Annotated in this window: 8 protein-coding genes and 1 pseudogene; 6 read left to right on the forward strand and 3 right to left on the reverse strand. The window is 72.4% G+C overall.

The features are described from left to right. Nucleotides 1–340, forward strand: a pseudogene (locus HW445_RS08210) (hypothetical protein); the annotation flags it as partial. A gap of 340 nt (nt 341–680) precedes the next feature. Then, a complete protein-coding gene (gene thrS, locus HW445_RS08215; RefSeq protein WP_180220361.1) occupies nt 681–2,660 on the forward strand; it encodes a threonine--tRNA ligase in 1,980 nt (659 codons plus the stop codon). A 28-nt stretch (nt 2,661–2,688) separates the two neighbouring features. Here the strand turns inward: thrS and HW445_RS08220 are convergent, their stop codons facing one another. Continuing rightward, nucleotides 2,689–3,339: a potassium channel family protein gene (locus HW445_RS08220; RefSeq protein WP_180220362.1), complete on the reverse strand. Its 651-nt coding sequence runs from the start codon at nt 3,337–3,339 to the stop codon at nt 2,689–2,691. Between the two features lie 67 nt (nt 3,340–3,406). Here HW445_RS08220 and HW445_RS08225 point away from each other — a divergent pair, with 67 nt between their 5' ends. Further along, on the forward strand, nt 3,407–3,967 hold the full coding sequence (locus HW445_RS08225; protein WP_180220363.1) for an HIT domain-containing protein: 561 nt from the start codon (nt 3,407–3,409) through the stop codon (nt 3,965–3,967). Nucleotides 3,968–3,996: 29 nt separating this feature from the next. Here the strand turns inward: HW445_RS08225 and HW445_RS08230 are convergent, their stop codons facing one another. Together HW445_RS08230 and HW445_RS08235 are read right to left on the reverse strand one after the other, a co-directional pair. After that, the gene (locus tag HW445_RS08230) at nt 3,997–5,616 is read right to left on the reverse strand and encodes a hypothetical protein (RefSeq protein WP_180220367.1); all 1,620 of its coding nucleotides are present in this window, start codon (nt 5,614–5,616) and stop codon (nt 3,997–3,999) included. Nucleotides 5,617–5,883: 267 nt separating this feature from the next. After that, nucleotides 5,884–8,082 carry an elongation factor G-like protein EF-G2 gene (locus HW445_RS08235; protein WP_180220364.1) on the reverse strand — a complete coding sequence of 733 codons (2,199 nt, stop codon included), beginning with the start codon at nt 8,080–8,082 and terminating at the stop codon, nt 5,884–5,886. A 290-nt stretch (nt 8,083–8,372) separates the two neighbouring features. Here HW445_RS08235 and pgsA point away from each other — a divergent pair, with 290 nt between their 5' ends. From pgsA to HW445_RS08250, 3 genes are all read left to right on the forward strand, one after another. Beyond that, nucleotides 8,373–9,017 (forward strand): phosphatidylinositol phosphate synthase, encoded by a 645-nt coding sequence (gene pgsA, locus HW445_RS08240; protein ID WP_180220365.1) that lies wholly within the window; start codon nt 8,373–8,375, stop codon nt 9,015–9,017. 5 nt (nt 9,018–9,022) lie between these two features. Then, the gene (locus HW445_RS08245) at nt 9,023–9,940 is read left to right on the forward strand and encodes a phosphatidylinositol mannoside acyltransferase (protein ID WP_180220368.1); all 918 of its coding nucleotides are present in this window, start codon (nt 9,023–9,025) and stop codon (nt 9,938–9,940) included. Next, on the forward strand, nt 9,937–11,024 hold a 1,088-nt coding region (locus tag HW445_RS08250), incomplete at its 3' end, for a glycosyltransferase family 4 protein (protein WP_180220366.1). The genes HW445_RS08245 and HW445_RS08250, both read left to right, overlap by 4 nt.

The raw sequence follows: 11,024 nt of genomic DNA on the forward strand, positions 1-11,024 counted from the left end.
CACCGTGCGGCTCACCGGCACCGTGGAGCGGCTGCGCCGCACCGGCGCCGACGGGGCGGGAACCGTGCGGCTGCGGGTGCTGACCGGGGCGGAGGTCCCGCACGTGCGCGTCACCCTGGACCAGGAGTCGTACCGGATCGCCGGACAGGCACACCTGGTCGGGCTGCCCGTCCGACTGGAGGGCCGGCTCGACAGCCGGGCCGGCTTCCGCCGCCTCACCGGCGCCTGCGGGGTCACCCCGGTCACCGTGGACGACGCCGAGCGCGAGCGGCTGATGAAGTCCTTGCAGGAGAACCTCGACTTCTTCGAGGAGGCGTGCGGGGAGGACTGCGAGGGCTAGGGCCTGTCCGGCGGATCGTGCACGTGGGTCGCGGGGTCTGGCACGCACGTCTGCGGCGTTGTCGTCACTCGACGTCGCTCCGCGTCGCTCCGCGTCGCCTCCCTCCTCCGCCTTGCAGCCGCACGCTCCCCCGAGCTCTCGGCTTCGCTCGAGCAGGGGGCACCCCCATGCCCCCGCTCAGGGCGGTGACGAGGGAACCCGGCAGCAAGAACGGCAAGATCCGCCGGACAGGCCCTAACCGCTTCGCGTGGGGTGCGCGCGGCTCGGTAGGATTCCCCCACACGTCAGCTGTGACGTGTCGAGATCCTCACCTCAGCAGGCCTTCAGTCAGGAGAGACCGGTGTCAGACGTCCGTGTGATCATCCAACGCGATTCCGAGCGGGAAGAACGCGTGGTGACGACGGGCACTACGGCCGCCGACCTCTTCGCCGGTGAGCGCTCGGTCGTGGCCGCCCGGGTCGGGGGCGAGCTGAAGGACCTCGCCTACGAGCCGAAGGACGGCGAGACCGTCGAGGGCGTCGAGATCTCCTCCGAGGACGGTCTGGCGATCCTGCGCCACTCCACCGCGCACGTCATGGCGCAGGCCGTCCAGGAGCTCTTCCCGGAGGCCAAGCTCGGCATCGGCCCGCCGATCAAGGACGGCTTCTACTACGACTTCGACGTCGAGGAGCCGTTCACCCCCGAGGACCTCAAGCGCATCGAGAAGAAGATGCAGGAGATCCAGAAGCGGGGCCAGCGCTTCTCCCGCCGCGTCACCACCGACGAGGCGGCCCGCGAGGAGCTGTCCGGCGAGCCGTACAAGCTGGAGCTGATCGGCCTCAAGGGCAACGCCGCGCAGGCCGCCGACGGCGCCGCCGCCGAGGTCGGCGCGGGCGAGCTGACCATCTACGACAACCTCGACGCCAAGACCGGCGACCTGTGCTGGAAGGACCTCTGCCGCGGTCCCCACCTGCCCACCACCCGGAACATCCCGGCGTTCAAGCTGATGCGCTCCGCCGCGGCCTACTGGCGCGGCAGCGAGAAGAACCCGCAGCTCCAGCGCATCTACGGCACCGCCTGGCCGTCCAAGGACGAGCTCAAGCAGTACCTGGACTTCCTCGTCGAGGCGGAGAAGCGCGACCACCGCAAGCTCGGCGCGGAGCTGGACCTCTTCTCCTTCCCCGACGAGCTCGGCCCCGGCCTCGCGGTGTTCCACCCCAAGGGCGGCGTGATCCGCAAGGAGATGGAGAACTACTCCCGCCGGCGCCACGAGGACGCGGGCTACGAGTTCGTGAACACCCCGCACATCTCGAAGGAAGGCCTCTTCGAGACCTCGGGGCACCTGCCGCACTACGCGGAGGGGATGTTCCCGCCCATCCAGTTCGACGAGCAGAACTACCGCCTCAAGGCGATGAACTGCCCGATGCACAACCTGATCTTCAAGTCTCGCGGCCGTTCCTACCGTGAACTGCCCCTGCGGCTCTTCGAGTTCGGCACGGTGTACCGGTACGAGAAGTCGGGTGTGGTGCACGGCCTGACCCGCTCCCGCGGGTTCACCCAGGACGACGCGCACATCTACTGCACCAAGGAGCAGATGCCGCAGGAGCTCGACACGCTCCTGACCTTCGTGCTCGACCTGCTGCGCGACTACGGCCTGACCGAGTTCGAGCTGGAGCTCTCCACCCGCGACGACTCCGACAAGTTCATCGGCTCGGACGAGGACTGGGCGGAGGCCACCGAGGCGCTCCGCCAGGCCGCCGAGAAGCAGAACCTGCCGCTGGTCCCCGACCCGGGCGGCGCCGCGTACTACGGGCCGAAGATCTCCGTCCAGGCCCGGGACGCGATCGGCCGGTCCTGGCAGATGTCGACGCTCCAGGTGGACTTCAACCAGCCCAAGCGGTTCGGCCTGGAGTACACCGCGGCGGACGGCTCCCGGCAGCAGCCCGTCATGCTGCACCGCGCGCTCTTCGGCTCCATCGAGCGCTTCTTCGGCGTGCTGCTGGAGCACTACGCGGGCGCGTTCCCGGCGTGGCTGGCCCCCGTGCAGGCGCTCGGCATCCCGATCGGCGACGCGCACGTGGAGTACCTCCAGGACTTCGCGGCCGAGGCGAAGGGCAAGGGGCTGCGGGTCGAGGTCGACTCCTCCTCGGACCGCATGCAGAAGAAGATCCGCAACGCCCAGAAGATGAAGATCCCCTTCATGATCATCGTGGGTGACGAGGACATGAACGCGGGGACGGTGTCGTTCCGCTACCGCGACGGCTCGCAGGAGAACGGCATCCCGCGGGACGAGGCCATCGCCAAGATCGTCGACGTGGTGGAGCGCCGCGTCCAGGTGTGACGTCCTGACGTGAGGGCCCCCGGGAAGCTCAGCTCCCCGGGGGCCCTCCGCGTTCCTCGTCCGTGGCGAAGACCGTCATCAGCCACGACGCGAAGGAGCCGGTGACCGCGCCGAGCAGGGCGAGGCCGCAGGCCATCAGGGCGACCGCGATGGTCCGGCCCATGAACGTCACCGGGGTCACGTCGCCGTAGCCGACGGTCGCCAGGGTGGAGCAGGTCCACCACACGGAGTCGCCGAAGGTGAGGATGGTGGCGCCGGGGGCGCCCCGCTCCTGCTGGTAGACGGCCAGCGCTCCGGCGAACCCGATCAGCAGCACGGACACCCCGGCGTAGAACATCACCCGCGCCTGCAGGGAGAACCGCGGCCGCCCGCGCCGCCGCACCACCGCCTCGTAGAGCCGGACGATCCGCAGCGGACGGAGCAGGGGCAGGAGCAGGACCAGCGTGTCCAGCCAGTGGGCGCGCACGAAGCGGAGGCCCTGGCCGCTGCGGCGCCAGCGGGCCGCGTAGTCGAGGGCGAAGAGCAGCCACACCGCGGCGATCACCGCGAGGGCGAGGCTGTGCCACACGTCGGGCAGCCCGGTGCTCAGGACGAGGAGGGCGTAGGCGGCGAGGAACAGCAGCGAGGCCACGGCGAGCGGGATCTCGGCACGGTCCTCGCGGGGGTCACGGGTGTCCATACCGCCAGCCTGGCGGGCCGGGGGCGGCGGCCGCCCCCGGCGACACGTTCCGTACGGGCGACGCCATATGCTGCCTGGTATGACGAGTGAGCCGGAGCTGCAGATCGGGGTGGGTTCGCCGGACGCCTTCCAGCGGCTGTGGACCCCCCACCGGATGGCCTACGTCCAGGGCGAGAACAAGCCCACCGGACCCGAGGCCGGCGACGGATGCCCGTTCTGCTCGATCCCCGCCAAGTCGGACGAGGACGGGCTGGTGATCCGGCGCGGGACCCACGTCTACGCGGTGCTCAACCTGTACCCGTACAACGGCGGTCACCTGATGGTGGTGCCCTACCGGCACGTCGCCGACTACACCGGGCTGACCGTCGAGGAGACGGCGGAGCTGGGCGAACTCACCAAGCAGGCGATGACGGCGCTGCGGCGCTGCTCCGGGGCGCACGGCTTCAACATCGGTATGAACCAGGGGACGGTCGCCGGGGCGGGGATCGCCGCGCACCTGCACCAGCACGTGGTGCCCCGCTGGGGCGGGGACACCAACTTCATGCCGGTCGTGGGGCACACCAAGGTGCTGCCGCAGCTGCTGGCCGACACCCGGGCGATGATCGCGGCGGCCTGGCCCTCGGCCTGACACCACCCGTCGCGGCCGCCCGGGCGGGCCTACGCGTCGTAGCTGTCGGCCTTGCGCGGCGACGGGTCCTGCACCGCGCCGCTGACCACGGACGAGCGCGCCCCGAACTTCTCGGTGGCCACCCCGTGCTCGCGCAGCATGCCGATCGCCGCCTGGTGCACGGCGCGGAGCACCGGCGTGGCCACGCGCATGGCGTCGTCGGCCATGAACCGGTGGCGCCAGGGCTGCTCCGCCCAGGAGTGCCGCAGACCGAAGGGTTCCGGGAGGCTCAGGCTGCCGCCGAGCCAGTTGAGCGGCTTGTTGAACCAGGTCAGCGGTGCCCGCGCGGCCAGCCGCACCACTTCGTCGCTGTCGACCAGCGGCAGTGCGACCGTGCGCTTCTCCCAGGGCTTGAAGGCCTTGTCGACCGACTTCTCCTTGGCCGCCGGCCCGGAGTTGAACAGGCCGTGGACGGGGCCGAGGGCGTGCCCGGTGACCTCGATCCGCAGGGTCTGGTAGAGCACCGTGACGTTGATCAGCATGGTGAGGACCAGCTGTCCGTCCCAGAGGACCCACTGGACGCCCAGGTAGTGGCGGTCGCCGCTGCCGAACTGCTGGCGGTTGCAGATCTGCTGTATGGCGTGCGACTTGTACCGGAAGTTGTCGACGTCGGTGCCGTCGGGCCGGGCCACGGAGTCGGCCCCCTCGCCGACGGGGGAGACGATCCAGTGCTCCACCGACGGCTTGGGGATGCCCTCGGTGGGAACCGGGGTGCGCTCCATCAGGGACAGCTTGGCGTGGATGGCGCGGACCACGTCCCAGCTGCGGAAGGCGTAGATCTCCTTGCCCTCCTCGGCGGGTTCGAGATCCTCGGCCATCTGCCAGCTGCCCCAGCGGGTGCCCATGCCCAGGATGCCCTTGGGGCCGGCGTAGAAGGTGACGTTGGACTGCTGCTCGGAGCCGAGCCGGTTGAGGCTCTGGCGCAGCTGGTCGGCGGACTCGTCCGGGCTGGAGGGCACCGCCTCGGGGACCTTGGCGCCGATGCTGCTGCCCGAGAGCAGGGACGCCCAGCGGTCGCGGAGGTCCTTGGCGGTGGTCTCGCAGATCCGCTTGGCGACCACCCAGCCGATCACCGGGGCGACCACCGCGCCGCGCGAGTACCAGCCCCAGAAGCCCGCGAAGGGCATCTGGACGAAGAAGACCACGGCGAGGAGGCCGAAGGCGGCCAGCAGCACGGTGCCCATGCCGGAGGTCCTGCGGTTCTCGGCCTTGGCGAGGGTGGCCCGGATCTGGAAGACCAGCAGCCAGGCCAGCAGGCCGGGCAGGAACAGCACCCCGCAGAGCAGCATCACGGCGGTGAGGCGGAGGTCGCGGGTGCGGCGCAGTCCGTTGGCGGCCAGGCAGTGCACGACCACGGTCTGCGGGTCCATGCCGAAGGACTGGACGACCGGCTTGCGGCCGGGGTCGAGGAGCCGGTCGACCACGGCGCGGGAGAATGCCTCGCCGAGGTTGGGGCGGAAGATCTTGGCCCAGCTCTTGCCGGGGTTCACCTTCGACCGGTGCCACTCGTTGTCGGCGTCGAGTATCTTCTCGACCGGGTCGTCCCGGTAGGCCGCGGAGGCCAGCGCGAAGGTCGCCTTCAGCCCCTCGCCGCCGGCTGCCGGGACCATCGGCCCGAATGCGTCGCTCGACACGGTTCTTTCCGCCCCCCTGCCGCGGTGTTCCCACGGCGGTGTGTCCTGGCCTTCCCGCACGACCGGAGACCGGTTCGTCAGCCTAACGGCCGGTTGACGGGCCCGGTGGGCCCTCGGCGGAATCGTCCGCCCGGGGGCCGGCCGGTCCGGGCCCGGTCGCGCACTACACAGACTGCCCAGGACGGGGGCCCGGTCAACCCCCGTCGCGGGGCGCACTGTTGCGGCGGGCCGGGGGGCGCGGGATCAGACGGGTGCGGCCTCCTTCTCGCGCAGCCGCCGCACGACGTGCTCGGGGACCGGCTCGTGGCGCAGGTACCGGCGGCTGAAGCCGGCCGTGCCGTGGGCCAGGGAGCGCAGCTCCACGGCGTAGCGCTCGATCTCCAGCTCGGGGATCTCGGCGCGGACCAGGACCCGGCCGCCCTCGGTCTGCTCGGTGCCCAGCACGCGGCCGCGCCGGGAGGACAGGTCACTCATCACCGCGCCCACGTAGGCGTCGCCGATCAGCACGGCCACCTCGGCCACCGGTTCCAGGACGTGGAGCCGGGCGTCGGCCGCGGCCTCCCGCAGCGCGAGCGCGCCGGCGGTCTGGAAGGCGGCGTCGGAGGAGTCCACCGAGTGCGACTTGCCGTCGAGGAGGGTGACCCGCACGTCGGTCAGCGGGTGACCGGAGCCGACCCCCTTGGCCGCCTGGGCGCGGACGCCCTTCTCCACCGAGGGGATGAACTGCCGGGGGATCGCGCCGCCCACCACGCGGTCGGCGAACTCGACGCCGGAGCCCGCCGGCAGCGGCTCGACCCGGACCTCGCAGATCGCGAACTGCCCGTGCCCGCCGGACTGTTTGACGTGCCTGCCGCGCGCGGCGGCCGGCGCGGCGAAGGTCTCGCGCAGCGCCACCCGGTGCGGGACGACGTCGACCCGGACGCCGTAACGGGTGCGCAGGCGCTCCAGGGCGACCTCGGCATGGGCCTCGCCCAGGCACCACAGGACGACCTGATGGGTGTCCCGGTCGTGTTCCAGCCGCAGGGTGGGGTCCTCGCCGGCCAGGCGGGCGAGGCCCTCGGAGAGCCGGTCCTCGTCGGCCTTGGAATGGGCCTCCACGGCGATCGGGAGCAGGGCGTCGGGCAGGGCCCAGGGCGTCATCAGCAGCGGGTCGTCCTGGGCGGACAGGGTGTCGCCGGTCTCCGCGCGGGAGAGCTTGGCGACGCAGACCAGGTCGCCCGCCACGGCGTGCGTGACGGGGCGCTGCTGCTTGCCGAACGGGCTGGTCAGGGCGGAGACGCGTTCGTCGACGTCGTGGTCCTCGTGTCCCCGGTCGGTCAGCCCGTGCCCCGAGACGTGGACGACCGTGTCGGGGCGGAGCGTGCCGGAGAAGACGCGGACCAGGGACATCCGGCCGACGTAGGGGTCGGAGGCGGTCCTGACCACCTCCGCGACCAGCGGCCCGGCCGGGTCGCCGAGCCGCAGGTCGCGGGGCGTGCCGTCGAGGGCGGTGACGACCGGTGCGTGGCGTTCCGGCGGGGTGGGGCAGCCGCGGGTGATCAGGTCGAGCAGCTCGACCGTGCCCAGTCCCTGGCGGGCGCCGGGCGGGGCGGGCGCGGCGCACAGGACGGGGTGGAAGGAGGCGCGGGAGACGGCCCTCTCTAGGTCCGCGACCAGGGTGTCGGGGTCGAGGTCCTCGCCGCCGATGTAGCGGTCCATGAGGGTCTCGTCCTCGCTCTCCGCGATGATGCCCTCGATCAGCCGGTCGCGGGCCCGCTCGATGAGCGGGATCCGGTCCGCGTCGGGGTCGTGCTCGGCGCGCTCGCCGGAGGAGTAGTCGAAGAGCTTCTTGGTGAGCAGGCCGACGAGCCCGGTCACGGGTGCCTGCCCGTCGGGGCCGGCGGGGCCACGCAGCGGCAGGTAGAGGGGGAGGACGGCGTCGGGGTCGCCGCCGCCGAAGGCCTCCGCGCACAGCCGGGTCATCTCCTCGACGCCGGTGCGGGCGGACTCGAGGTGGGTGACGACGATGGCGCGGGGCATGCCGACCGCCGCGCACTCGTCCCACAGGGCGCGGGTGGCGCCGTCCACGCCGTCGGAGGCGGAGACGACGAACAGGGCCGCGTCCGCGGCGCGCAGACCGGCCCTGAGTTCCCCGACGAAATCGGCGTAACCGGGGGTGTCCAGCAGATTGATCTTGACGTCGCCCCAGGTGAGCGGCACCAGGGAGAGCTGCACCGAGCGGTGGCGGCGCCGCTCCATCTCGTCGTGGTCGGATACGGTGCCGCCGTCCTCGACCCGGCCCGCCCGGTTGACCGCACCGGCGGTCCGGGCGAGGGCCTCGACCAGCGTGGTCTTGCCCGATCCGGTGGGGCCGACCAGCGCCACGTTCCGGATGGAGCGGGGGCGGTCGACCGTCGCCGCCCCTCCGGGGGCTCCGGGGTGATGGCTGTTCCTGTCGCCCATGGTCCTGCCTCCCGTGCACGGTGAGGTCGGTGGTGGCGCGGGGCACGGTCCCGGGGGCCGCTGCGGCGGCGCCCGGCGCGCGCCCGCGGTTCCCTTCGAGCTTCGCACCGTCACCGGGAGTCGTCCATACGAGGGACGGGCGCCCCGCGTGACCTGCCCGGGAGAGGGTCGTGGCCAGGACGTGACCCGACCCCTAGGGTGCCCCGCCCCCGGGTCGGGGAGGGCGTGGCTACGATGGGCCGGGCCGGCGGCCAGCAGGGGCGCCGGCCGCAACGACCCTCGGGAAGGCCATGCTGAACAAGTACGCGCGTGCATTCTTCACGCGTGTTCTCACACCGTTCGCCGCGTTTCTCATCCGTCACGGCGTCAGCCCCGACACGGTCACCGTGCTGGGGACCGCAGGGGTGGTCGCGGGCGCGCTGGTCCTCTTCCCGGTGGGCGAGTTCTTCTGGGGCACGATCGTCATCACCCTGTTCGTGTTCTCGGACCTGGTCGACGGCAACATGGCCCGCCAGCTCGGCCGTTCCAGCCGGTGGGGGGCCTTCCTCGACTCCACGCTGGACCGGGTCGCGGACGGCGCGGTCTTCGGCGGCATCGCCCTCTGGTACGCGGGCGGCGGCGACAGCGTGACGCTGTGCGCGGTGGCGATCTTCTGCCTGGCCAGCGGCCAGGTGGTGTCGTACACCAAGGCGCGCGGCGAGTCGATCGGCCTGCCGGTCGCGGTGAACGGTCTGGTGGAGCGCGCCGAGCGGCTGGTGGTGACGCTGGTCGCGGCCGGGCTCGCGGGGCTGCACGCCTTCGGGGTGCCCGGCGTCGACGTGCTGCTGCCGCTGGCGCTGTGGATCGTCGCCGTGGGCAGCCTGGTCACGCTGGTCCAGCGGGTGGTCACGGTGCGCCGCGAGGCCGCCGAGGCGGACGCCGGGACGGTCTCGTGAGCGCCCTGAAGGACAGGCTCGCCGACTCCCTCTACGGGCTCGGCTGGGCCACCGTGAAGAAGCTTCCCGAGCCGGCCGCCGTGCGGCTCGGCCAAACGATCGCCGACACCGCCTGGCGCCGCCGGGGCGCGGGCGTGCTGCGGCTGGAGCGGAACCTGGCCCGGGTGGTGCCCGACGCCACGCCGGAGCGGCTCGCCGAGCTGTCCCGGGCCGGCATGCGGTCCTACCTGCGGTACTGGATGGAGTCGTTCCGGCTTCCGGCGTGGAGCAAGGAGCGGATCGCCGCCGGGATGGAGGCCGAGGACGTCGACCTGCTGAAGGACGCCCTCGCCGACGACCGCGGCGTGATACTCGCGCTGCCGCACATGGGCAACTGGGACCTGGCCGGGGCCTGGGTCACCACGCACCTCGGCACCCCGTTCACCACCGTCGCCGAACGCCTGAAGCCCGAGACGCTGTACGACCGGTTCGTCGCCTACCGCGAGGGCCTGGGCATGGAGGTGCTGCCGCACAACGGCGGCTCGGCCTTCGGGGCCCTGGCGCGGCGGCTGCGCAAGGGCGGCCTGGTCTGCCTGGTCGCCGACCGGGACCTGTCCGCCTCCGGCGTGGAGGTGGACTTCTTCGGGGAGAAGGCGAGGATGCCGGCCGGGCCGGCGATACTCGCGCAGCAGACCGGGGCGCTGCTGCTCCCGGTGACCCTCTGGTTCGACGACACCCCGGTGATGAAGGGGCGGATCCACCCGCCGGTGGAGGTGCCCGGCAGCGGCACGCGCGCGGAGAAGTCCGCCGTGATGACGCAGCGTCTCGCCGACGCCTTCGCGTCGGGGATCGCCGAGCATCCCGAGGACTGGCACATGCTCCAGCGGCTGTGGCTCGCGGACCTCGACGACCGGGGCGCCCGCGGCAAGGGGGAGGACCGTTGAGGATCGGCATCGTCTGCCCGTACTCCTGGGACGTGCCGGGCGGCGTCCAGTTCCACATCCGGGACCTCGCCGAGTACTTCGTGCGGCAGGGCCACGAGGTGTCCGTGCTGGCGCCCGCCGACGACGACACGCCGCTGCCGCCCTACGTGGTCTCCGCCGGGCGCGCGGTGCCGGTGCCGTACAACGGGTCGGTGGCCCGGCTCAACTTCGGCTTCCTGTCCGCGGCGCGGGTGCGGCGCTGGCTGCACGACGGGGCCTTCGACGTCATCCACATCCACGAGCCGGCCTCGCCCTCGCTGGGCCTGCTCGCCTGCTGGTCGGCCTCGGGGCCGATCGTGGCGACCTTCCACACCTCCAATCCGCGGTCCCGGGCGATGATCGCCGCCTACGCGATCCTCCAGGCCGCGCTGGAGAAGATCAGCGCGCGGATCGCGGTGAGCGAGTACGCCCGCCGCACGCTGGTGGAGCACCTCGGCGGCGACGCGGTGGTCATCCCCAACGGCGTGGACGTCGACTTCTTCGCCAAGGCCGAGCCGAAGCCGGAGTGGCAGGGCGGAACGATCGGCTTCATAGGGCGGATCGACGAGCCCCGCAAGGGCCTGCCGGTGCTGATGCGGGCGCTGCCGCGGATCCTCGCCGCCCGGCCGGAGACCCGGCTGCTGGTCGCGGGGCGCGGCGACGAGGAGGAGGCGGTCGCCTCGCTCCCCGCGGAGCTGCGGTCCCGGGTGGAGTTCCTCGGCATGGTCAGCGACGAGGAGAAGGCGCGGCTGCTGCGGTCGGTCGACCTGTACGTGGCGCCCAACACGGGCGGGGAGAGCTTCGGGATCATCCTGGTCGAGGCGCTGTCGGCGGGCGCGCCGGTGCTCGCCTCCGACCTGGACGCGTTCGCGCAGGTCCTGGACCAGGGAGCGGCCGGGGAGCTGTTCGCGAACGAGGACGCGGACGCGCTGGCCGCGGCGGCGGTCCGGCTGCTCGGGGACCCCGCGCGGCGGGAGGAGCTGCGGGAGCGGGGCAGTGCGCACGTCCGGCGGTTCGACTGGTCGACCGTCGGGGCCGACATCATGTCCGTCTACGAGACGGTGAC

Origin of the sequence: Streptomyces sp. UH6 (genome assembly GCF_013421635.1) — a bacterium.
Classification (GTDB): Bacteria; Actinomycetota; Actinomycetes; order Streptomycetales; family Streptomycetaceae; genus Streptomyces; species Streptomyces abyssomicinicus.